The sequence below is a fragment of the Streptomyces sp. NPDC002125 genome, assembly GCF_053593715.1.
In genome coordinates this window covers 182441-204577 of the sequence record NZ_JBSFDD010000001.1, presented here as the reverse complement: position 1 = coordinate 204577, position 22137 = coordinate 182441, and the positions used below count along the sequence as shown (strand labels likewise).

The following is a 22137-nucleotide window of genomic DNA, read 5'->3' as shown; positions in this document are numbered from 1 at the left end:
ATGTCCAACGACATTGCCTACCCCGTCTTCCGCACTTCCGACCTGGGCCTGGCTCTCAGCACCGCGCGCCGTCTGATGGAGTTCGGCCGCCGAGAGGACTCTCGGGTCACCGCGTATGCCGAGCTCTGCTCGGTTGCCGAGGTGCAGCGGGTGGCGAGGGAGCTGCCCCAGGGGCAGTACGCGGGGGATTTTGATCATCGAGAGGTCGGCGGAGTGCCACGGGAGCAGTGGCCCCCGCTGGTGGCTGGCCTCGCAGGGCGTGATCTGCCGACCGATCCGGCGGTGTACGAAGGACGGCTGCCGGTGACGTGCGAGTTCGACAACCTGCCGATCGGGGGAATTGAGGACGTCTTCGCAGCGGCGATTGGCCCGAGCAGGGGCTGGATCAACTGGGAGTGGCTGTGCTGGCCGGATGCACCTGAGCTGGATTTCCTTGGCGAGCGCAAGCATGCCGAGGTGTCGCTCCTGTTCAACGCACGCACCCGCGAACTCGATGAGCCTGCCGACGATCACACCGTCCTACTTCACGTTCGTAGCGTCTGCATTGACGGCAGCCAGGTGAGGGAGCCTTACGCACACTGGCTTGCCGAGCAGGTGGGACTCACTGTCATAGGACCTGGAGAGCTCTGGTAAATCCGGAGCGCTGTGACTGACCGGACCGGCCAGCCGTAGCGCTCGGTCACGCTTCGCTCTACCCCCTGCCCTTCTCGATCTTCGCGTTGTTCGTCGAGCTTTGTCAGCGGTGCCGCTCCAGAGTGAGGACGGCTTTGGCGATTGACGTCATACGGTTCGGACTGCATCGGGCGTGACGGAAGATTCGCCAGTATTTCAGGCGGGCAACACCGCGTTCGACCGGCGCCCGGGTGCAAGCTAGGGCCCGGTTGAGGGTCTGGGCGGTCGGAGTGAGGTTGTAGTGCGGCCGACGCTTGATGCCCGTGGTGACCCAGGGTCCGCCGCCCTGGTAGGCCAGGTCGGCAAGGATCGGGACGCCCTGGCGCTCACAGATCCGGATGATCCTGTGGGTGCGAGCGGCAGTCAGGTCGTGGCAGCGTCCTGGCAGGGCCGGCGAGAGCCACAGCAGCTGGCCGCACGGATCGGTCACGATCTGGACGTTCACCCCGTGGCGGCGGTGCTTGGCGGAGTAGTCGGCCCGGCCGTCGCCGACGCGGTCGCACTCGGCGAGGGTGCCGTCCAGCAGGACGAAGTCCGGATCGCTTTCCCGCAGCACCTTCAGCAGGCCGGGTGCCCGTTCGGCCAGCAAATCGATGACCGCGGTGGTGTAGGCGTGGGCGGTGGACTCGCTGATCCGGAACCCGGCGGCGATTTTGGCCAGAGTGGTGTGCTCGCGCATGTACACCAGTGCCACCATCGCGCGCTGGGACGGGCGCAATTTGCACCGCCGGTCGCCCTCACGGGTGACGATGAGCATCGTCACCCACTCCACGAGCGCATGAGGCAGGTCGAGACTGGCAGGATAGATGACCAACGAGGCCCCCAGGCTGATCGGTTGAGACGTCAGACATCTCGATCAACAGCCCGAGGGCCTCGCTTGTTACGCCTCACAGCCGTCACCCGATCAGGGGCTAGTCCGAAGAAGCTCATTGTCCGGTGGGTATGGCGCAGCTCGCACGGAGTGATCCCCTTGGCGATCGGGACCCAGCATGCGACTGCTCGGGCCGTGACGTTGCGGCCCCGGACGGGCCTCCTGGCGCGCCTTCTTTGGGTACCCAGCCGGAGACGGTCGTCTCAGCCCTTGAGCGGCACGTCTCTGGCCGCGTAGTAGGCGTGCAGTGCAGCTTCGCTGCCTGATCCCAAGGCAGTCATGATCCGCTGGAAGCGGGCCGACCGGAGGTCGCCGGCCACGATGACGCGGGGATGCTGGTCAGCCGGAGGGCAGTATCCGTCCGGCCCGCGGGTCAGGTCGCCGGTCGGGGCGGTCGGGGCGTTGCCGATGCTGAGGTAGGCGGCGTCCGCAGTGATCGTCCGCCGACTGCCATTCTGGCCCACCCCTTGCGCCGACACCGGGGTGCCCTCTGCGGGCTCCAACGCCAGGTGCTCGACGGGAACGAGCACGACGCGGGGATCGTCCCGGATTTCCTCGATCTTGTACGTGTCGGCCGCCGGGTACGCCACGAGCAGACGCGTATCTGTGGCCGGGTGGGCCCGCAGGAACGTGCCGATCGGGCGGTCACCGCCCAGTACGAGGAGGGTGCGACCCTGGGCGTCGTCGGCTCGGGCCTCCCAGAGCGGGGGCAGGGCGAGGTCGCTGGGGGCCGTGATCCAGGCGACGTCGTGGGGCTGGAGGGGGCCGACGCCGGTGGCGACGACAGCGTACGGAGCCGTGAGACGCGCACCGGTGTCGACCGTGACGGTCACCCGGTCGTCATCGGCCCGGAGTTCAGTGACGCGCCTGCCGAGTTCGAGGCGGCACAGCTCGGTGCCCTTCAGCTCCGCCACGATGGCGTCGGCCAGGTCGGGACCGTTGGTGTGGCCGCCGAGGACGTTGTTCAGGGCCGGGATCCGGTAGAGATTGCGGCACAGCCGGTCCGGCTCGACCAGGATCGTGCGCATGCCCACGCCGGCGGCCATGCGGGCCGCGGCGCAGCCAGCCGGTCCTCCGCCGATGATGATCAGGTCGGTGTCGAGCGGTGTGTCGGCCATGAGGCTATTCCAGCACCGGGTAGGCCACACGCGTATCGAGTTGGCCCATCACATGCTCGACGTCCACGAGTTGGCCTGTTCCGATCAGGCGCCGAGCGACGAGCAGACCGGCGTCGTGGACGTCCGGGCCGGCGTCGCTGGCACAGGCGTCCGTCACGATCCAGGGTGCGTATCCGTGCTCGAAGGCGTCTGCGGCGGACTTCAGAACGCAGCTCTCGGTGGCGATTCCGCAGAAGACGAGGTCGGTCCAGCCGGCCTGTCGCATCAGTTCTGCCGCCTCGGGTGTGAAGAGCGTGTATCCGGTCTTGTCGACGCCTGCGTGCGCGTGGCCCGCCGCCTCGGCGAGCTCGGGAACGATGTCGGTCTCGGGTGATTTCTGGAGCCGACGCCATTGGAAGAAGCGCTCGAAGGGGCTGTCGGGATAGTTGAAGTACCGGGTGAAGACGACAGGGCGCCCGGCGGCGGACCATCTGGCGACGAGGTCGGCGACGGCGGGCACGACGTGGCGACTGTGGTGGTTCACGAAGCCGTTCTGCATGTCGATCACGACCAGTGCGGCACTGCTGATGTCCATCGGCTCTCACTCCTGCCCGTTCTCAGCCGGCGCTCTCGCGCAGAGCTTCCTGCGCGGTGCGCAGCCGTTCGGCCAATCCGCTGGTCTTCATGATGGCCTCGCGCATCAGGACGTGTTGTGCGGTCTCCTGAGCACGGGCGGTGGTCAGCCGGGAGGCGGCGGCGCGCAGGAATCGCCAGCCGTACCGCTCCGGCATGGAGGGGTCCTGGCCGTCCTCGACCATCTGCTGGATGTGGCGGGTGAAACACCACAGGGCCTGGACGGTCAGCTCGCAGGCGACCAGCTCGTCGGTGGTGAGGCTGCGCTCGCTGGAGTGGGAGGCGTACGCGACGCCTGACCAGCCGGCGTAGGCGGTGGACACTCCCCGTACACCGAAGGACACGATGTCCGGGTGGTCGAAGCCGGTGGCAAGAAGCGACTCCTCGACCGTGCAGGCCAGGGGCGCGGGACCGCCCGGCGCCCCGCGGTCGACCAGAACCGAGGGAGTGGAGAGCAGGCGCAGCGCGGTGTCGTAGGCGTCTCCGGCCCACGGGCCGGAGGTCAGGCAGTAGAGGGAAAGAACGTATTCGGGGTTGGGGGCCCCGGCCTGGTCCCCTTCGAGGACTTCACGGATCTTGTCCCGGGCCCAGGGAAGGTCGGACGCGTAGGAGCGGTAGCGCCAGACGGCCAGGTCGGTCAGCGCGGCAGGTTCGTGCGGCTGGACAAGGTGGAAGACAGCCACCCCGCAGGCGAAGACGTGCAGGACACAGCTTTCCGCCTCGGGGTGGTCCAGTCGGGCCGAGGAGGACTCCAGCCACTGAGCGCCCTCACTCGGTGTCAGATACTCCCGAAGCTGGCCGGCGCGCTCGACACCGATGAAGACCGGCAGGAACTTGTGGGAGTCGACTTCTATCCGTCCCGTGACAGGTGCAGCAGCGTCACTCATTCCCAGTGCTTCCGCGAATCGGGTTCTCGCGTCGTCGGGTGCGCGACCGAGCGCGGTGTCGAGAATGCCCTGAGACTCGGCGCGAGGCTGGTAGCCGGCACCGCCTGCCTCCCAGTTCGACACCGTGCGGTCGCTGACCCCCAGGTACGCAGCGAAGTCCCGCAGGCTCATGCGCAGGGCGTCGCGTAGCAGTCGGGCTTCCCGACCGGACCATCTCTGCACCGTGACCACCGTGGCACCCCCTGTCCGTCACCCGGTGGAACGACCGAACGACCAGCGTATCCAGCCTTGTTCAGCAGTGCTGCGGCATTGCTGCAGCGCCCGTTCATCACACTCCGCAACCGCCTTGCTCCATGCTGAATCCACCGCGCCGGGGCCGGCCACCACCAAGCAGCCCCTCCGCAGTTCTTTCCCGCACCACCACCAGAAGGAGCAAACGGCATGACCGACATCGTCAAGCGCAACGCCCGCGCCATCCTCCTCGACGGCGACGAACTGGTCCTGATCAAGCGCACCAAGCCGGGCAGGGAGCCGTACTGGGTGACGGTCGGCGGAGGGGTCGAGGCGAACGACACGACCATCGAATCGGCCCTGCACCGCGAGGTGTTCGAGGAGCTCGGCGGCAAGCTGGCACGCGCCGAACTGGTCCACCTGATCACCGACCAGTTGGAGGGCGGCGTCGGCGTCCAGCACATCTTCGCCGCACGCTTGGAGTCGATGGACCTGGCCGCGCGTACGGGAACGGAGTTCGCGAATCCGGAGCGGGGCGAGTACGAGGTGGTACGCGTCCCGCTCACCGGCGAGGCGGTCCGCGAACTGAATCTGATGCCCCCGGAGCTCGCCGAGTTCATCGCCGCCAACACGTACGCGATCACCTCCGTCCTCGACACCCCGATCCGCGAGGCATGAGCGATGACGCAAGCCCCGGACTTCGTCAGCCTCAACGGCCCTGACAACGTCGGCAAGACGACCCACCTGGTGCGGCTGGCCGAAAGGCGGAACAGCTTCCAGCCGCTGGGCGCGGTCCACGAGCACGATCCCGAGCCCTGGGCACGAGTCGCCGCCGGCGACTACACCCGGTGGTGGTTCGAGACGTCCACGACCGTCGAGCTGACCGAGATGCTGCTCGCCGGTCATGCCAAGCGGGCCGCAGCACGCGAGAGCGGGCGAACGGGTCTGCTGGACCGGGGTCTGCCCATGCTTCTCGCCGTGGCCACTGCGACCTGCGTGGTCAAGGACGGGCTGACCGTCGGCGAGGCGGTCAAGACCGTGACGGGAATCGCCGGTTCGCGGGCCGCCACACCCGAGACCTCCATCCTCCTGCTTCCGTCATCCGACGCCGAACGCAGCTATGCCATCACCAGCGCCCGCGAGGGCCGCCCCTGGACCGGGATCTACCCGGAGTACCAGAAGACGCTGCACGCGGTTCTGCTCCACCAGGTCGACCACGGTGCGTTCACCGCGGTCGTCGACTGCGAGGACCGCTCCTTGGACGCCGTGCACAGCGACGTGCTCGGTCGCCTCGGCCTCAGCCGACTCACCGACGGGAGTCCCCGATGACGCAGAACTCCCCGCCCCTGGTGCTGCCACCCGGTCTGTCCCGCACCGTGGCAGCGCTCCAGGACAAGGACCGGAACCGCCTGGACGACACCATCACCCGGCTTCACACCGTCAACGGGCGTCTGTGGGACACCGAGGACCGGGTGCGCGGCACGTTACTTTCCGCCGCCCAGATCGCCGACTGCAAGCGAGAGATCGACCAGCTCAACGCCGAACGGAACCTGCTCGCCGAACGGGCTGACGAGGTCCTCGGCTCGCTGGCCGACGCAGGCCGCGCCGACGCACCGCTGCACACCGAGACGCTCGCCTCCGTCGTCGACCGCCTCTCGGTGCTGACGCTGAGGATCTGGCACAGCGAACGGGCAGCTGCCCGGGACGAGCTGGCCCGCCGACGTGTCTCCGCCCTTCACGGCCAACGGGAGGAACTGTGCGCCGCCCTTGACGCGCTGGTCTCCGACGTTGTCGCAGGCCGGCGCCGACTCCCCGTACCGGCTCGCTTCAAGCTGTACGGCCGGGACGACGCCGCCCCCGCAGAGATCAAACCGAGTCGGCGTCTGCGCCGGGTCCTCGCCTTCGGTGGACTGAGCGAGTGCGGCAAGAGCACCAGCGCCGAGTTCGTCCAGCGCACCTGCGGTGCGCAACGCTTCAAGATCGGCTTCCTGTTGCGGCAGGCGGCTCACCGGGAGGGCCTCGCGGACCCGTACGCCTTGTCTGCCCGTCGGCAGGCCGAGCTGCTGCTCGGTGAGTTGAACCGTTTCGCGGACGCGCACATCGACATGGAGCTGTTCACCATCGAGTCCGTCCACGACGACGCCTCGATCGCCGAGCTCAAGCGACTCATGGGCGACGCACTCCAGATCGTCTACCTGGACGCCTCCTTCGCCGTTCGCGTCGAGCGGTCCGCCACTCCGGCACAGGCAGTCGCCGCGAAGGACGAGATCAAGATGAGCCGTGGCGCCCATCAGGTCGCCGTGCTGGCCGACCACGTCATCGACAACACCGGCAGCATCGCCGCCCTCCGCGCCCGGCTTCGGCGCATCGCCGCCCCGCCCGCCCCCACTGCTCTGCGCGCGGCCACTCCGTACGGGCTGGGCCTGCCTGCCGCCATAGCTTCGGCGACGGCCGACTTCACCGACGCGGTACGGGCCTACGGCCCCGGCGTACGGCTCGCCGCCCTGACCGGCAGCCCTGGCGAGGGCAACTGGATCGCCGGCTGGTCCGACCTGGACCTCCTCGTGGTCGCCGAGCACGAGGACATCGGGCGGGTCCACGAGGCCCTGGAGCAGTACCGGATGGCCCTCGGCGGTGCGGCCTCCCTCGGCCCCAGCCTCGTCACCCCCGGCGAACTGACCGCCCGGCGTCTCACCCCGCGCCTGGCGTTCGCCCTCCACCAGCTCCAGCAGGGCAGCCCTGTCCTGTATGCCGCACCCGGCCTCGAACTGCCGAAGATCAGCAGAGGCGAGCTGGCGTTCGCCGCCGTCCGGGAACTCCCGCAGGTCATCCTGACCATGCGCCGTCTGCGCGCCGACGCGGGGCCGACCGCGCTGCGGCAGCTCTACAAGCACCTCGTGCTCGCCTGCCGCCTCATCCTGCGCGAGCACAACCGATGGGAGTCCGGCCCCGATCGGATCCTTGCCGCTGCCTCCCGTATGCCGGGCCTGGCGGCCCTCTCGACGCCCTCCCTGGCCGAGATCTCCAGCGCTTGGCGCGACGGCGAGGCCGAGCTCGTCCTCAAGCCCGTCACCATGGCCGTCGACCAGCTCCTCACCTGGTACGCGACCCAGCTCGCCGCCTGAACAGTCTCCCTCTCCTCCCTTCCTTGTCCTCCGTCCGACAGGAGCTTCGCCATGCCCGAAACCATCGCCGTCCCGTCCTTCACCGCCCGGATCGTCGAACGGCTCAGCGTCGGAGCCACGAGCCGCCGCGAGCGCGTCATCCACTCACTGGACGGCCTGGAGCACCCGGTCCACCCCGACACCCTCGCCAACACCGGAGCCGACCTGTGGCGTCTGCTCCAGGAGCAAGTGCCGGACGGAATCGGCTCCGTGGACTTCCTCCTCGGCCTGGACGCCGGCGGCATCCTGCCGACTGTGTCCCTCGCAGGCGCCGCCCAGCTCCCGTACAAGATCGCCTGGAAGCTGCACCTCCCGCTCGGCGGCGCGGTCCGCTTCAGCGAGCCCCACGCGATGCGCACCGACGTCTTCGCGTACGGCATCACTCCCGGTCAGCGCATCGTCATCGTGGACGACGAGATCACCACCGGCCGGACCCTGGCCGACCTCACCCGCCGCCTACGCGAGGCCGGCGCCGTCCCGCTGGCGGCGGCCTGCCTGGTGGAGGACACGACCCGCGGAGCCCGCGACCTGCTCACCGACCTCGGCCTGCCGCTCGTCTCGCTCACCACGATCGAGGGCGCGGAATGACAGCTCTGGCCCCGCCGGGGATCCGGTTCCACCACGGTTCCCTCGTCATCCCCGCCGGGGCCGTCCACACCACCCCGCTCGGGTACGACCGGGACAGCGTTCCCGTCGGCGCACCGCTCCCGCTGGCCGCCTCCGCCGAGCTCGTCCACCGCCTGAGCGGGTGCGGCGAGATCGTCGTGGCCTTCGAGGGGAAGCTCGGCGACACCCTCCTCGCGCTGTCGGGAGTCAGCGCGGTCCTCGACTGGCTACGGCTGCGGTCGGTACGAGTGTCCCTCCGGGCGGCGGGTCCATACGCGGGACTGATCGCCCGCACCGGTCTGCTCACGCAGCCCCAGGCCACCACGCCCAACGGCTGGCGGGTCGTGATCGGCGACCGCACGGGCATCGAGGCGCACGGCTCGGAGGCGGCGGTGAGCCTGGTGCTCGACCCGGCCGCCCCGCCCTGCTGGTCGAGCGACGGCCGCGCCCACCCGGACCTGCCCGCCCGCCACTACCTGGCTCTGGAGCGCCGCCTCGGCATCCGCCTGCCCGGCACGGCCCCTTTCGCTCCCACCGTCGCGACAGGGCCGAACGAGCTCGTGGAAGAACTGCGCTCCGTGGGCTGGCTGGGCGGTCTGACCATCGCCGCCACCAGTTGGCCGGAGCGCAAGGACTACACCGCCCAGCGCTACATCGCCTTTGCCGAGCACGTCGCCGAGGCCCAACAGGCCCAAGCCCGCCTGCTGCTCATCGGAGGCAAACCGGGCGACAGCCTCCGCATCATGGCGGAGGCTCCCCGTCGCCACGTGCAGGCCCTCCACATCGACGGGATGCCGGCCGACCACCTCGCCGTCCTTTTCCCGCACTGCCACCTGATCGTCGGCAACGACACCGGCCTCACCCACCTCGCCGCGATGGCGCGCGGCGGCCGGGAAGGCGGTGGCCCGCCGGTCATAGGCCTGTACGCGCGCCACAGCCACAGCAAGTGGCGCACCGGCCAGCCGCACCACCACGCCGTCGCCACCAACCTGTCCGACCGCATGCACCAGGGCGACCTCTGCCCCGTCCGCGACGCCATCGCCCCGGACACGGACGTGCACATGGACGCCTTCCCGCCCGCCATGCTGGCCCAGGTCGGCCGCGACCTGCTCAACGAGGTGGGGCGATGACCTCCCAGCCTCTCCTCCGGATCGGGCCGGTGCGGCGCTTCACCCGCAACCTGCTCTGCCCGGTCGACCTCTTCGGCCACTCGCTGCTCCTGAAGTACACCCGCAACCCGGCCGAGGCCGACGAGGAGATCAACGGCCACGCCCACCTGGCCCGGCACTACCGCGTCCCCTCCCTCCACGCCCACCTACGCCTGCCGGGCGGACACCTCCTCGCGTACGAACGCCTGCCCGGCGGCACCGACCAGGGGCTTCTGCTCGACCTCCTCAACGCGAACGAGCCGAGCAGCGACCTCCGCACCTACATGGACCAACTCACGGCCGCATACTGCGAGGTCATTCTCACGACGGCATGGCCGTCCGATCCGGCGCACGTCGTCCGAAAGCTGTACTGGGACCGCGCGGCACCCGGCGGCCGACTCGACACGTATTACGCCGGCAAGGACTTCCTGATCGCCGACGGCCTCGTCGACATCCCGGTATCCCGCCTCAACACCTACGCCCTGAAGATCAACGGCCGTCGTTGCCAGCTGGATTGGGGCGCCATCCTCCGCTGGCTGCGCGCGCATTTCGCCACGGCAGAGCCGGTCTGGGCGGCCCTCACCCAGGGCGACCCCACCGACGTCAACCTCGCCCATCCGCTCGCCTGGTTCGACTGCGACACCGCCGGGATGAACAGCATCCCCGGCGAGTTCGCCAACTTCCTCTGGTACGCCTCCGCTCTCGGCGGCTGGCTCGTACCCACGTACAACCCGACCGCCTTCGCCGACCACCCCGCAACCTTCACCTACGGCCCGGCCAACACCCCGCAGATCCGACGAGCAGTGATCGACCACACCACCAGCACCATCCACATCGACTACACGCCGCGCCTCTCTGCACCCCGGCGAGCCGCCGTGACCGCGTACTGGAACAAGCTCGTACGACCGGTCGCGGACCGTCTCTGGCCCGGCGAGGACTTGGCGAACCTGCTCCGCCCGTACCTTGCCATGCGCATCCTCGGCGTCTACAACCTGGCCGACCTGGCCTCCGAGGACCGGCTGGTCCTCCTCGCCCGGCTCGCCGAGGCCATGAGCCCCACCTTCGACCCGACCACCTACTTCTGCCCGCTGGAGTCGCCATGCTCGGCCCCCTGAACGGCCGCACCGCCCTGGTCACCGGAGCCACCGGCGGCCTCGGCTCGGCCATCGCCCGCCGTCTCGCTGCCGACGGCGCCACCGTCGCCCTCGCGCACCTCGACGTCGACCTGGCCGCAGCCGCCGCCCACATCACCGGCAGCGGCGGCGCCGCAATCAGCCTGGCAGCCGACCTCCGCGACGCCGGGGCCGTGCGCGCCCTCTGTCACCAGGCCCACGAGCAGCTCGGCCCGATCGACATCCTGGTCAGCAACGCCGGCGCCTACCCCCGCCGCCCGTGGGCGGAGACAACGCCGGCTCACTGGAACGAGGCTCTGGCCTCTAACCTGACCAGCCACTACCTCCTCGCCCACGAGCTGACCCCTGCCATGACGGCCGCCGGCTGGGGCCGGTTCATCACCATCGGCTCAGTCCTCGCCACGGCGGGCCGTCACGACCTCGCCGGCTACATCAGTGCCAAGGCCGGCCTCGAAGGACTCACCCGTGCCCTCGCACGCGAACTCGGTCCCGTCGGCGTCACCGCGAACTGTGTCGCCCCCGGATCCATCCACGTCCCCGCTGAGGACACCGTCGTCGACGACCCGGAAGCCATGACCGTCCGGCAACTCGCCCGCCAGTGCGTCCAGCGCCGGGGCCGCCCGGAGGACATCGCCGCGGCCGTCGCCTTCCTCGCCACCGAGGACGCCGGCTTCATCACCGGCCAGACCCTGCGCGTCGACGGAGGCTGGATCCTTGGCTGACACCTGGCTCATGCGCCACGGCGCCTACGAAGGCCACCGCCCCGGCTACCACGCCCCGCACGAGGCCGGCCTCACGCAGGAGGGCCGCGAGCAGGTGCGCCGCTCCTTGCCCCTCCCTGAGGGCATCACCAAGATCGTCACCAGCCCGATGCCCCGCGCCCGCCAGACCGCCACCCTCGTCTCACACCTCACGGGCCTGCCGATCGTGGCCATCTCCGGCCTTCTTGCCGAATGGCGCGCCCCGAGCATCGTTCTCGGCCGCACGGCCGAGACCTACCCGCCCGCCTACCGGGCCTGGCGAGCCCGACGCCTCGCCAACCCCTCCCTGCGCTGTGAAGACGGCGAAAGCCTCACCGACCTCCACACCCGCGCCCGCCAGTGCGCCGCATTCCTCCACCACACCGCTGGGCGCCACGGCCCCCTCCTGGCCGTCTCCCACACCCTCCTCCTCGGCGTCCTCACCCACCTCCAAGAGGGCCCCGCCGCATTCACCACCGCGGCAAGGGCGCCCCTGCCGTTCGTCGAGATCCGTCGCCTGGCCTGAATCGCATTCTTGCCGTCGGTATCGGGGATTCCTACCGTCCCGTTGCATGGACTCCACGGCCTTCGACGTGATCAGGCGTCTCGGCGACTCTCTGACCGTGCAGGTGAACTCATCGCCCGAACTCATCGCCGGGGTAGGGAAGGCGGCCGACGCCGTCGACCGCGAGCGTGCGAAACAGAAGCCCTCGAAGGAAGGTCATGGTCCCCGCAAGCCGCACCTGCGCCCACTGCCCCGGGCCGAGCGCGGTCCCTTACGGGTGACTCCATGGGATTTGCTCGCGACGTTCGCGCGGGGTACAGCCTTGGCACGGCAAGGACGAGGCAGGGGACTGGCTGAGCACTGGCAAGGGCTGAAGTACTGCCGCGCCTTCGCCGCCGACAGGCACGGAAGTCTGCGCCTCACCGATGAGGGGAAGGCTCCCGAGCTGTCCTATCGGGCCATGCAGGCAAGGGAACTGGGCCGAGCGTTCGGGCTCGCCGCCGCTGAATGGGAGCTACGCGAGAGGTATCCGGACCACCTGGTCAGCATCGTCGACGCGGAAACCGTGCTGCTTCCCGGCTTCGCGCGAACCAAGCCGGCCGGGACTCTCGGCGCGAGGCCGCGGCCGGACTTCCTGCTGGAGGCATGGCGTCCTGGTGAAGGCTCCCGAATTTTCGTGGTGACCGTGAACGGCAACCACCAAGCGGTGAAGCCCAAGACCTCCGCGAGCTCTCGCACGACATACAGGCAGCTGGCACGGGGCAGCGAGCGCGTGGAGCGATTCCATCTGGGGCAGTGGAACGCGACTCCCACGCTCATGACCTCGACCGAGTTCCTGGCCGCAGCCGGTGTGACGGTGCATGTCCTGCACACGGGTGGAGGTGTCGAGCTTCCAGTACGGCCGGCATCAGGTGCGGATTCGGCCGATGTGGCCATCGGTCGCCGGTCTCTGCCATACGTGGACTCCGTGGCCCTCCCGGAAGAACGGGGGGCGGAACGGTACAACGCCTTCTTGATCCCTGAGAAGGAATTCTCGTGGTTCGGCCGCGTCGTCGCGCGGGCGCACGCCTCCGGACAGCTCTCCTTGGCCGGCGGCGGTGGGAGCGTCGGCCGGTATTTGATCGATGAGCAGGGCCGCAAGCACTTCAGCGAAGCCGCCTACGCCGGGACTGCCAGCGTCCACGACGCGAAAGCCTGTTTCGCCGGGGAACGATACGTGGGCACTGACCAGGTCTTCCGTATCAACGGCACGCGGGTCGAAGCGTTTTCCGGCGTGGCCGCAGATCTCCACGACCTGCTCGCGGAGGGCAAGGTGGAGGAGTACCGCCGACGGGCGTATGAACGGCGGAATGACTGGCCTGAGCCGGACGACGTCGACGACTGGGGTGCAAGTTCCTTCCGGCCGGACGGCACCGCACTCGCGATAAGGGTGGTGCCGGGGCAGGCGTCGCCCGATGACCGCTCGCCAGGCTGACCCCTACGAAGGGTGTTCCAGGAGGAGAAGTCAACACTCACCGGTCCGTGCCGACTTGAGGCAGGCCCGGGCAGCGAATGGGGCATCTCCCCTCCGACGCTGGACGGGTGGTCGGACGTTGTACGCCACTACCCCGGCTGGCTACGGCGGCCACAGCTATGGAGGACCTTCGCCGGCCACCGCGTCCTGGTCATGCCCTCCACGACGCCGGAGGCCATGGGCCTCATCGCGCTCGAAGCCCAGGCATGCCGCCTGCCAGCCCTCTACCAACCTGTGCCGGGCCTCACGGAAGCACTGGGCGGCATGGGCTCGCCACCGACTTCGACGCGGCGGTGTGCCTCAGACCGTGACGCTCACGAAAGCCGCCCAAGCGGCCGGGGGCACGGTGAGGACCGGGCCGTCGGTGACCTTGGAGTCGCGGATGTGGACGGCGGCGGGGTGGGCGGAGACCTCTACGCAGTCGCCACCTTGGTCGCTGCTGTAGCTGGACTTGTGCCAGTCGTAGGCGACTTCGAGGCAGTCGCCGCCCTGGCTGCTGCTGTGGCTGGACTTGAACCAGGCGAGGGCTGTGGGGCGGGTGTTCATCGCTGGCCTGCTCCGTCGACGAACGCGGCCCAGGCGGCCGGGGGCACGGTCAGGACCGGGCCGTCGGTGACCTTGGAATCGCGGATGTGCACGGCGGCGGGGTGGGCGGAGACCTCGACGCAGTTGCCACTGGAGGTGTGCCAGTCATAGGCGACTTCGAGGCACGCGCCGCCTTGGTCGCTGCTGTAGCTGGACTTGTGCCAGTCGTAGGCGACTTCGACGCAGTCCCCGCCCTGGCTTCCGCTGTAGCTGGACTTGAACCAGGCGAGGGCTGTGCCGCGTGTAGTACGAGTCATGACTCTCCAAGCAGGTCGTCCAGTAGGCGCATGCTTTCCTCGGGGGAAGTCGCCTGCGAACGCAGCATCCCATACATCTGATGCAGGACGCTGACCTCGTCGAGGTCGTCGAGCAGCACACTGACCCGCTGTCCCTCGATGTAGGCCAGTTGATCATGGTCGGGGGTCTCCAGCAGCACCATCGGCCCGTCGAGCGCCGCGTGTGTCTCGCGGTTCGTGGGCATGATCTGCACTCCCAGAAAGGGGAGTTCGGCGCAGCGCCGCAGGTGGAGGATCTGTTCGCGCAGCACGGTCCCGCCCCCGAGAGGCCGCGTCAGAATGCACTCCTCGATCAGGAAGTTGGCCATCAGCCGCGGCTTGCGCTCGAAGACGCGCTGCCGGTCGAGCCGCGCGGCGACGCGCTCCTCCATCTCGCCGTCCTCCATGGGCGGGTACGAACTCGCGAACACCGCCCGTGCGTATTCCTCCGTCTGGAGTAGCCCAGGTACGACGTGGTTCTGGTACGACAGCAGCGTCACCGCCTCCTGCTCGTACTCCACGAAGTCCTGCACGAACGCCGGGAACCGCTCCTTCTGCGGCACCTTTGCCACCGCGACCCCCAACGCTCCCTTCGTCTACAGCAGTTCGTCCAGCTGGGTCGCGAAGTCAGCCTGGAGTGCGCGGCGCCCCTGCTCGATCGACGCGATCGTGTCCTCGCCCACGCAGAACCGGTCGGCCAGTGCCGCCTGCGTCAGCCCCGCCGCGCGCCGGAAGGCGGCGAGCTGGGCGCCGATGACGTGCCAGGACGTGACCCGCTTGTTCCTCTTCACCGAATGCATGACGTGCCTTTCCCCGTACGCGAGCCCCGCCGGACCCGTCAGGGCTCGTACAAACGCGGTGTACGACCTGACGCGGTGCCCCACAGTAGTGACGTTCTGTGACAGTCGTCCTGTGAATGAGACAACGCAACTCGCCTCCGTCCGCGAGGCGTTCTACCGCCGTGAGCGCAGGTCCGTCCCCCTCGTGCGGAAGTTCGTACGGCAGGCGCTGCTCGACTGGGCGTGCGAGGTGGACGTCGACGACGTGCTGCTCTGCGTGAGCGAGCTCGCCACCAACGCGCTGATCCACGGCGTGCCGCCGGGCAGGGGTTTCCGGGTCCACCTCACCCTGGGGCACGCGCTCCGGGTCGAGGTGCACGACAGCGGGGGCGGCGAGGTCCGGGAGGCCGTTCCCACGCTCGACGCGGAGTGGGGCAGGGGGCTGGTGCTCGTCGAAGCGCTCGCCGACGCGTGGGGGGTGGGGGAGAGGCAGCCGGGGAAGACCGTCTGGTGCGAGTTTGCCGCTTCGGCAAGCACATTTGTCGAATGAGGTGAGCGGGCGCACCATCTGCCGTGACAGGAGGTGTTCCGCATGAGCGAGACGAAGCAGCGGTACGACGTAGTGGTGATCGGTGGCGGGGCCGCCGGACTGAGCGGGGCGCTCGCCCTCGCACGGGCGCGGCGTTCCGTGCTCGTGATCGACGGCGGCAGACCGCGCAACGAGCCCGCGTCCCACGTGCACAACTACCTGGGGCGCGAGGGCACCCCGCCCTCGGAGCTGCTGGCCATCGGCCGGGCCGAGGCGGCGGAGTACGGCGCGGAGATCGTCCGGGGCGACGTCGTGTCGGCCGAGAGGACGGCCGACGGCTTCCGGGTCGTACGGGAGGACGGGGGCGTCGTCGAGGCGCGCCGCCTCCTCGTGACCACGGGGCTCGTCGACGAGCTGCCGGCGGTCGACGGGCTGGCCGGGCGCTGGGGCCGGGAGGTGCTGCACTGCCCGTACTGCCACGGCTGGGAGGTGCGGGGCCGGGCGGTGGGCGTTCTGGCCGTCAACCCCATGGCCGTGCACCAGGCGCTGCTGTGGCGGCAGTGGACCGACGACGTGGTGCTGTTCCGGCACGACCAGGCGGATTTCACCGACGAGGAGTACGAGCGTCTCGCCGCCCGGGACATCTCCGTGGTCGACGGGGAGGTGGCCGGGCTGGAGGTGACCGGCGACCGGCTCACCGGTGTGCGGCTCACCGGGGGCACGGTGATCCCGCGCGAGGCGCTCGTGGTCGCTCCCCGCTTCACCGCCCGCTCGGCGGTCCTGGAGGGCCTCGGCCTGCGGCCCACTCCCATGGAGATCGGCGGCCAGGTCGTCGGCACGTACATCGCGGCCGACCCCGCAGGGGCGACCGAGGTGCCCGGTGTGTGGGTGGCCGGTAACGTCGCCAACCTCATGGAGCAGGTCGTCGGCGCGGCAGCCGCCGGGCTCAAGGCCGCGTCGATGATCAACATGGACCTCGTCGAGGAGGACACCCGCCGCGCGGTCGACGCCCGCCGCACCCCTTTCTCGGCCGAGGCCGAGCGCCGGGTCACCGAGCGCGTGCTCGGAGACCGCCGTCACGGACTTCAGGAGACACGATGACCACGGACAGCACCCGCACCGACGCCGAGATGTGGGACGACAAATACCGCGAGAGCGACCGGATCTGGAGCGGTAACCCCAACGTCGCTCTCGTCCGCGAGGTGGAGGGTCTCAAGCCCGGCCGCGCACTCGACCTGGGGTGCGGTGAGGGCGCGGACGCGGTCTGGCTCGCGCGCTTCGGCTGGAAGGTCACCGCCACCGACATCTCACGCGTCGCCCTGGAGCGCGCTGCGGTCCACGCGGCCGAGGCCGGTGTCGCTGACCGCATCGACTGGCAGTGGCACGACCTGGGGGCGTCGTTCCCCGACGGGGAGTACGACCTGGTCTCCGCCCAGTTCCTGCACTCCATGGGTGACCTGCCGCGTGAACAGATCCTGCGGCAGGCGGCCTCAGTGGTCGCGCCCGGTGGTGTGCTCCTCGTCGTCGGGCACGCCGGCTTCCCCTCCTGGGAGCACGACCACCCGGACATGGAGCTGCCGACGACGGACGAGGTGCTCGCCTCCCTCGAACTCCCGGAAGGCGAGTGGGAGGTGCTGCTCAGCGAGGAGCACGAACGCATCCAGAACGACCCGGACGGCAACCCCACGACCCGGACCGACAACGCGCTCAAGGTCCGCCGCATCGCTGGATGACGCCGAGCGCCCGCCGTCCTCCCCGGAAGGGGGAGGGCCGGCGGGCGCGCTCGGTGGCGGTGCGTCAGGCCTGCGGGGCGGACTTGATCGCGGAGATGTCGAAGTTCAGCTTGACCTTGTCGCCGACCAGCACGCCGCCGGTCTCCAGCGCGGCGTTGTAGGTCAGGCCCCAGTCGGAGCGCAGGATCTCGGCGCTGCCCTCGAAGCCCACGCGCTGGTTGCCGTAGGGGTCGGTGGCCGAGCCGTTGAACTCCAGGTCGATGGAGAGCGGGCGGGTGACGTCCTTGATCGTGAGGTCGCCGGTGATGCGGAAGGTCTCGCCGCCGAGCTGCTCGGCCTGCGTGGAGCGGAACGTCATCAGGGGGAACGTCTCGGCGTCGAAGAAGTCGCCGCTGACCAGGTGGCCGTCACGGTCGGCGATACCGGTGTCGACGCTGGAGATCTTGACATCGATGGACGCGGTGGAGGCGGAGGGGTCCGTGCCGTCCAGTACGAGGGTGCCCTCGTGGTCGCCGAACGAGCCGCGCACGTTGGTGACCATGGCGTGGCGCACCGTGAAGCCGATGCTGCTGTGGGCCGGGTCGATCGTGTAGGTGCCGGTCAGGGCGGCCAGCGCCGGGTCCACGGCGAGGGTCGCGGTGGTGGACGGGGCGGTGTTCTTGCGGTTGAACAGAGCCATGGCTCCTCCTCGGGGACGTGTTCCGACGCGTTCTGTTGGATCAGACCGCCGAACGTTTGGTTTAACCTTCAACGAGATTCACTGTAGACCCATCTTGTTCAAAGTTCAACATCAAGGGTCCAGGCCGGTCCGAAAGTCGCGGTGAACGTGCTGCTGTCCGCTATGACCCCCTGGCGGACGCGCGTAGAGCTGGGGCACTATCTCCCTGCCCTCAAATTGTCATGAGCAGGAGGACTTCCCCCATGCTGACCCGTACCGGACTCCGCTCGGTTCTCACCGCCCTCGCCCTCGTGCTCGGCGCCCTCTTCGCACCCGGCGTCGGCGTGCTCGGCGGCGGCGCCACCGAGGCGCACGCCGTGACCAAGCTGACCCACTCCCAGGCGACCTCCCGCTTCACCTCGTCCGGGATCACCTGGTCGTCCTCCGGTGGCTGTTCCAACAGGAACGTCTCCACCTGCACATCCTTCGAGCAGCTCAACCTGACCAGCGCCCAGGGCGCCCAGACCCTGAAGAGCGCCACGGGGTGCGCGCTCAACATCACCGGGGGCACCGAGACGGGGCACGCGAGTGGCACGTACTCGCACTGGAACGGCTACAAGCTCGACTTCAGCAAGAGCACCTGCCTCACGAACTACGTGAAGAGCGCGTTCAGTTACATCGGCCTGCGCGGCGACGGCGCCCCGCAGTACAAGTCGGGCTCGGGCAACGTCTACGCCGACGAGGGCAACCACTGGGACGTGACGTACTACAACTGCGGCGGCTGCTGACCCCGTCCACCGCACACACGGCGGTGCCCCCGTCCGGCCGTTTCCGGGCCGGGCGGGGGCACCGCTCCGTCATGCCGGGCGCCGCGTCAGACCTGCGGCTCCAGCGCGGGTCCGAGCGAGGCGAACTTCTCCTTGCTGATCACCCGGCGCGGCGGCCAGGTGATGTTCTCCGGCGGCCAGCTCTGGCCCGTCTTCTTGAGGAACCACGCCGGCGGCTCGTACATCGGGGGCTCGTACCCCTCCGGCAGCGCGGTCTTCCAGGTCAGGCCCTCGGTCCGCTTCCGGAACTCCTCCTTGATACCGGCCAGCAGCTCCGGCTTCACCAGGAGGTCCACCGCGGTGGCGGCCAGATAGGAGGCCGCGGCCCTGACCGCCGCGTGTCCCGGCGCCGAACCCGCGCACGAGGCGGTCGACCAGGTGTGCATCTTCGATCCGATGGGAGCGAGCGCGGCGCCCATCGAGACGGTCGGCACCTGCCAGCTGATGTCGGCCACATCGGTCGAACCGCCGCCCAGGAACACCGGGTTGGGCGGAGTGAGAGCGCCGATCTTGTCGTGCAGGCCGCTCTCCGGGAGCCCCAGCGAGCTCTGGAGCTCCTTGGCCAGACGCTGGGCGTCCGCGGAGAACACCGGCGGCCCGATCTGGCGCATGTTGTCGTACATCAGCTCGGCGAACGCCTTCGACGGGAGCTGGTTCCAGCACGCCGAGGTGATCCGGTGCCGCACCGAGGTGCGGCTCGCGGTCGCCGCGGCCTCCGACACGGCGATGACCTTGTCCAGCAGCGAGGCGACGCGCGCGACGCTGCCCTCGCGGACGTAGTAGGAGATCTCCGCGATCTCCGGCGTCACGTTGGGGATGTCCCCGCCGTTGTTGATCACCCAGTGCAGCCGGGCGGACGGGCCCATGCTCTCCTCGCGGAGGAACTCCGACATGGTCGCCATCATCACGGCCGCGTCCAGCGCGCTCTTGTTGCCCAGCGGGGTGCCGCCGTGGCCGGCCACGCCGAGGAAGGTGAAGGTGACGGCCGTCATCGCGTTGGACGTGCCCCAGCCGGTGGCGTTGCCGGTCGAGGGGTGCCAGTCGAGGAAGGCGTCGAGCCCGTCGTAGACGCCCTTGCTGACGGCGTACGTCTTGCCGATCAGCTGCTCCTCGGCGGTCGAGCCGAAGAACTTCACCGTCACATCGAGCTTGTGGCGCCGGGACGCCTCCGCGACCGCTGCCGCAGCCGCCGCGGCAGCCGCGCCCAGCGCGCAGTGCCCGCAGCCGTGACCGCTCCCGTAGCCCGGGGCGAACGGATCGTGGATGTACTCCTTCGGGTCGTGCTCGCCCACGCCCTTGTTCTGGGACAGTCCGGGCAGGGCGTCGTACTCACCGCTGAAACCGATGACCGGGCCGCCCTTGCCGCGGGTGTACGTGGCGGTGAAGGCGGTCGGGAAGCCCGCCGTCCCGAACCGGACGTCGAAGCCCGCCTTGCGCAGGAAGTCGGCCTGGGCCAGGGAGGAGTTCCACTCCCGCAGGCTCAGTTCCGCGTGCTCCCAGATCTCGTCGTTCAACCCGGTGATCCGAGACGCGTTCTTCTCGATCCAGCCGAGCGCCGTCCGCTTCGCCGCCGAGTCCTCGGCGAGCCCCTCGGGCGCGGTGTAGGCGGCGGCGTCCGCCGCGGCGAGTCCGGCCGCCTCGTCGGACGCCGCCGCCATGGCCGGGTCCGCCGTCGCGGTGATCGCCGTGGTGGCTATCCCGGCTGCTCCGAGCATCTGCATGATCCGGCGGCGGCTGAGCCCGTCACCTGTCTGTACCGCGTGGTCGTGGTCGCTGGGGTCGTGCAGATCGCACACAGGCGCCTCCGGGCCGATGGTGTGTACAAGTACAGTGCCCGGCACTCTCCATTCCGGATGTTGCGAAGTCAAGAGGTCTGCGTGTCCGCGGAGTTACGCACTCCGCTACGCCCGAGTAGGAGCCGCGCGGCGGCGGAGCCGTCTGTTCCGTTACGGCCGGGAAAGGCCACCGGCCGGGGGAGCGGCGCACTCTGCCCCGGCGCGGACGGGCCCGCTCGTCTCGCGTACTCCGTCACGGCCGAGGTGGAGCCGCACACCGAGCCGTGGCCGGGGCGGGCCGCCTGCCCGCTGAGCCGTACCTCCGCCACCGCCGGTGTGTCGGCTCAGGGGCAGAGTGCGGGCAGCACGCCCTCGCCAAGGACCCCCGCGCGGTCGACGGCGATCCGGCCCTCCTTCACCACGGCCAGGATGCGGGCGGGATCGCCCAGCGCCGCGATGCCCGTCAGAGGGTCGGCGTCCGTCACCACCAGATCGGCGGCCTTGCCCGCCTCCAGGGTGCCGGTGATGTCGTCGACGCCGCACAGCCGCGCGGCTTCCGAGGTCGCGGCCACGATCGCCTCCATGGGGGTCAGCCCCGCGATGTCCACGAGGAGCCCCAGCTCCCGGAGATTGCTGCCGTGGCCGACGGCCAGACCGCTGTCGGTGCCCATCGCGATCCTGACCCCCGCCGAGGCCGACCTGGCCACCGACTCCTGGGCGATCCGGTGCCAGCGCACCCCCTTCTCGTACGCCGTGGGGGATGTGCGCGCCGGGTCCAGGTCCTGGGTCGTCTCCAGCAGCGTGGGCACGAGGTACTGGCCGCGCTCCACCATCTCCGCCCGCAGCTCGTCGTCCAGGGCGTAACCGTGCTCGATGCTGGTCACGCCCGCGCGGACCGCGGCCTCGATGCCGGGCCGCCCGATGGCGTGCGCCGCGACCGGCAGACCGCCGTAGGCCGCGGCCTCCTCGACGGCCGCCCGGATCATCTCGGGCCGCAGGCCCAGCCACTCGGGCTGGTCGTGCGGGGACGAGACCCCGCCGCTGGTCGCGATCTTCACGCAGTCGGCGCCCGCCGCGACCAGGTCGCGCACCCGGGCGCGCATGTCGTCGACGGAGCCGACCAGGCTGGGCGGGCTCCCGGGGAAGGTGACGGCGACGGCGAGGCCGTCGATCCCTCCGGCGAGCGTGAAGTCCGCGTGGCCGGCCCGCTGGCTGAGCATGGTGACGGAGACCAGCAGCCGGGGCCCGGGCACCTTCCGCTCCGCCACGGCCCGCCGGAAGCCCGCGTCCACGCCCATCAGGTCCCGTGCGGTGGTCACCCCGTTCTCCAGGGTGACCCGCATCCGCTCCAGGACCTTCAGGGTGCGGTAGCTCGGCAGCTCGAAGAGGCCCTGGAGGGGGTCGCCCGCCGGACCCGGCAGGGCGAAGTGCACATGGGTGTCGATGAAGCCGGGGCAGACGGTCCGCCCCCCGAGGTCCAGCAGCCGCGCCGGGCCGAGGCCGGGCGGGAGGAGCAGCGCGGGACCCGCCCACCGGATCACCGGCCCCTCGATCAGCAGCGCCGCGTCGGACACCGGGTCCCGGCCGGTGCCGTCGATCAGACGCAGGCCCTGGAGGAGGACCCGCTCGCGCGGGTCGCCGACGGGAGTCTCGCCGAGGGAGGACATCTGCCAACGATCCGCCGCGCGGACCCGGGGCGCAGGCCGGGCTGGGCCGCACGGGTGCCGGACGCGGCAGGGCCGCCCGCGCCCCGGCCGGGCGGCGGGCGGCCCTGCC

General features: G+C 70.0%; 23 protein-coding genes and 2 pseudogenes. 15 read left to right on the top strand and 10 right to left on the bottom strand.

The genetic code is table 11. The annotated features are described in order from the left end of the window. On the top strand, positions 1–633 hold the full coding sequence (locus ACWCQM_RS00965) for a hypothetical protein (RefSeq protein WP_450913266.1): 633 nt from the start codon (positions 1–3) through the stop codon (positions 631–633). Positions 634–736: 103 nt separating this feature from the next. Here ACWCQM_RS00965 and ACWCQM_RS00960 read toward each other — a convergent pair whose 3' ends face one another. The 4 genes from ACWCQM_RS00960 to ACWCQM_RS00945 form a co-directional block, all read right to left on the bottom strand. Beyond that, on the bottom strand, positions 737–1486 hold the full coding sequence (locus ACWCQM_RS00960; RefSeq protein ID WP_450913265.1) for a transposase family protein: 750 nt from the start codon (positions 1484–1486) through the stop codon (positions 737–739). A 260-nt stretch (positions 1487–1746) separates the two neighbouring features. Next, positions 1747–2661, bottom strand: coding sequence for an FAD-dependent oxidoreductase (locus tag ACWCQM_RS00955; RefSeq protein WP_450913264.1), 915 nt, complete (start codon positions 2659–2661; stop codon positions 1747–1749). A 4-nt stretch (positions 2662–2665) separates the two neighbouring features. Next, on the bottom strand, positions 2666–3235 hold the full coding sequence (locus tag ACWCQM_RS00950; RefSeq protein WP_450913263.1) for an isochorismatase family cysteine hydrolase: 570 nt from the start codon (positions 3233–3235) through the stop codon (positions 2666–2668). A 22-nt stretch (positions 3236–3257) separates the two neighbouring features. Next, positions 3258–4391 carry a helix-turn-helix domain-containing protein gene (locus ACWCQM_RS00945; RefSeq protein ID WP_450913262.1) on the bottom strand — a complete coding sequence of 378 codons (1134 nt, stop codon included), beginning with the start codon at positions 4389–4391 and terminating at the stop codon, positions 3258–3260. Between the two features lie 210 nt (positions 4392–4601). On the opposite strand from ACWCQM_RS00945, the gene ACWCQM_RS00940 reads away from it, so the two are divergent. The 10 genes and pseudogenes from ACWCQM_RS00940 to ACWCQM_RS00895 form a co-directional block, all read left to right on the top strand. Continuing rightward, positions 4602–5069: an NUDIX hydrolase gene (locus ACWCQM_RS00940; RefSeq protein WP_450913261.1), complete on the top strand. Its 468-nt coding sequence runs from the start codon at positions 4602–4604 to the stop codon at positions 5067–5069. 3 nt (positions 5070–5072) lie between these two features. Further along, the gene (locus ACWCQM_RS00935; RefSeq protein ID WP_450913260.1) at positions 5073–5720 is read left to right on the top strand and encodes a hypothetical protein; all 648 of its coding nucleotides are present in this window, start codon (positions 5073–5075) and stop codon (positions 5718–5720) included. Next, positions 5717–7516 carry a DUF4254 domain-containing protein gene (locus tag ACWCQM_RS00930; protein WP_450913259.1) on the top strand — a complete coding sequence of 600 codons (1800 nt, stop codon included), beginning with the start codon at positions 5717–5719 and terminating at the stop codon, positions 7514–7516. The genes ACWCQM_RS00935 and ACWCQM_RS00930 overlap by 4 nt, the downstream gene beginning before the upstream one ends. A 51-nt stretch (positions 7517–7567) precedes the next feature. Beyond that, a complete protein-coding gene (locus ACWCQM_RS00925; RefSeq protein WP_450913258.1) occupies positions 7568–8143 on the top strand; it encodes a phosphoribosyltransferase family protein in 576 nt (191 codons plus the stop codon). Then, positions 8140–9291, top strand: a complete 1152-nt coding sequence (locus ACWCQM_RS00920) for a glycosyltransferase family 9 protein (RefSeq protein ID WP_450913257.1) — start codon at positions 8140–8142, stop codon at positions 9289–9291. Before ACWCQM_RS00925 ends, ACWCQM_RS00920 begins: the two co-directional genes overlap by 4 nt. Continuing rightward, positions 9288–10424, top strand: a complete 1137-nt coding sequence (locus tag ACWCQM_RS00915) for a hypothetical protein (RefSeq protein WP_450913256.1) — start codon at positions 9288–9290, stop codon at positions 10422–10424. The genes ACWCQM_RS00920 and ACWCQM_RS00915 overlap by 4 nt, the downstream gene beginning before the upstream one ends. Beyond that, positions 10409–11164, top strand: a complete 756-nt coding sequence (locus tag ACWCQM_RS00910) for an SDR family NAD(P)-dependent oxidoreductase (RefSeq protein WP_450913255.1) — start codon at positions 10409–10411, stop codon at positions 11162–11164. Before ACWCQM_RS00915 ends, ACWCQM_RS00910 begins: the two co-directional genes overlap by 16 nt. Then, entirely contained in the window at positions 11157–11708 is a 552-nt protein-coding gene (locus ACWCQM_RS00905; RefSeq protein ID WP_450913254.1) for a histidine phosphatase family protein, read from the top strand. The genes ACWCQM_RS00910 and ACWCQM_RS00905 overlap by 8 nt, the downstream gene beginning before the upstream one ends. Positions 11709–11754: 46 nt before the next feature. Then, positions 11755–13161 (top strand): hypothetical protein, encoded by a 1407-nt coding sequence (locus tag ACWCQM_RS00900; RefSeq protein ID WP_450913253.1) that lies wholly within the window; start codon positions 11755–11757, stop codon positions 13159–13161. A gap of 12 nt (positions 13162–13173) precedes the next feature. Further along, positions 13174–13398 (top strand): annotated as a pseudogene (locus tag ACWCQM_RS00895) (hypothetical protein); the annotation flags it as partial. Between the two features lie 102 nt (positions 13399–13500). On the opposite strand, the gene ACWCQM_RS00890 reads toward ACWCQM_RS00895, so the two are convergent. From ACWCQM_RS00890 to ACWCQM_RS00880, 3 genes and pseudogenes are all read right to left on the bottom strand, one after another. After that, positions 13501–13746 (bottom strand): DUF397 domain-containing protein, encoded by a 246-nt coding sequence (locus ACWCQM_RS00890; protein ID WP_450913252.1) that lies wholly within the window; start codon positions 13744–13746, stop codon positions 13501–13503. Continuing rightward, positions 13743–14042 (bottom strand): DUF397 domain-containing protein, encoded by a 300-nt coding sequence (locus tag ACWCQM_RS00885; RefSeq protein ID WP_450913251.1) that lies wholly within the window; start codon positions 14040–14042, stop codon positions 13743–13745. Before ACWCQM_RS00885 ends, ACWCQM_RS00890 begins: the two co-directional genes overlap by 4 nt. Further along, positions 14039–14860: pseudogene (locus tag ACWCQM_RS00880) on the bottom strand (helix-turn-helix domain-containing protein). The gene ACWCQM_RS00885 and the pseudogene ACWCQM_RS00880 overlap by 4 nt, the downstream one beginning before the upstream one ends. 112 nt (positions 14861–14972) lie before the next feature. Between ACWCQM_RS00880 and ACWCQM_RS00875 the strand changes: the two are divergent. The 3 genes from ACWCQM_RS00875 to ACWCQM_RS00865 are packed head-to-tail and all read left to right on the top strand — an operon-like array spanning position 14973 to position 17101. After that, positions 14973–15389: an ATP-binding protein gene (locus tag ACWCQM_RS00875; protein ID WP_450913250.1), complete on the top strand. Its 417-nt coding sequence runs from the start codon at positions 14973–14975 to the stop codon at positions 15387–15389. 42 nt (positions 15390–15431) lie between these two features. Next, positions 15432–16469 (top strand): NAD(P)/FAD-dependent oxidoreductase, encoded by a 1038-nt coding sequence (locus ACWCQM_RS00870; protein ID WP_450913249.1) that lies wholly within the window; start codon positions 15432–15434, stop codon positions 16467–16469. Continuing rightward, entirely contained in the window at positions 16466–17101 is a 636-nt protein-coding gene (locus ACWCQM_RS00865; RefSeq protein ID WP_450913248.1) for an SAM-dependent methyltransferase, read from the top strand. Before ACWCQM_RS00870 ends, ACWCQM_RS00865 begins: the two co-directional genes overlap by 4 nt. 64 nt (positions 17102–17165) lie before the next feature. Here the strand turns inward: ACWCQM_RS00865 and ACWCQM_RS00860 are convergent, their stop codons facing one another. Further along, complete coding sequence (locus tag ACWCQM_RS00860) at positions 17166–17780, bottom strand: YceI family protein (protein ID WP_450913247.1); 615 nt, start codon at positions 17778–17780, stop codon at positions 17166–17168. 242 nt (positions 17781–18022) lie between these two features. Here ACWCQM_RS00860 and ACWCQM_RS00855 point away from each other — a divergent pair, with 242 nt between their 5' ends. Beyond that, positions 18023–18547, top strand: coding sequence for a hypothetical protein (locus ACWCQM_RS00855; RefSeq protein WP_450913246.1), 525 nt, complete (start codon positions 18023–18025; stop codon positions 18545–18547). Positions 18548–18633: 86 nt separating this feature from the next. Here ACWCQM_RS00855 and ACWCQM_RS00850 read toward each other — a convergent pair whose 3' ends face one another. Together ACWCQM_RS00850 and ACWCQM_RS00845 are read right to left on the bottom strand one after the other, a co-directional pair. Beyond that, positions 18634–20382, bottom strand: coding sequence for an amidohydrolase (locus tag ACWCQM_RS00850; protein ID WP_450913245.1), 1749 nt, complete (start codon positions 20380–20382; stop codon positions 18634–18636). Between the two features lie 323 nt (positions 20383–20705). After that, positions 20706–22028, bottom strand: coding sequence for an amidohydrolase family protein (locus ACWCQM_RS00845; RefSeq protein ID WP_450913244.1), 1323 nt, complete (start codon positions 22026–22028; stop codon positions 20706–20708). Positions 22029–22137: the final 109 nt, after the last annotated feature.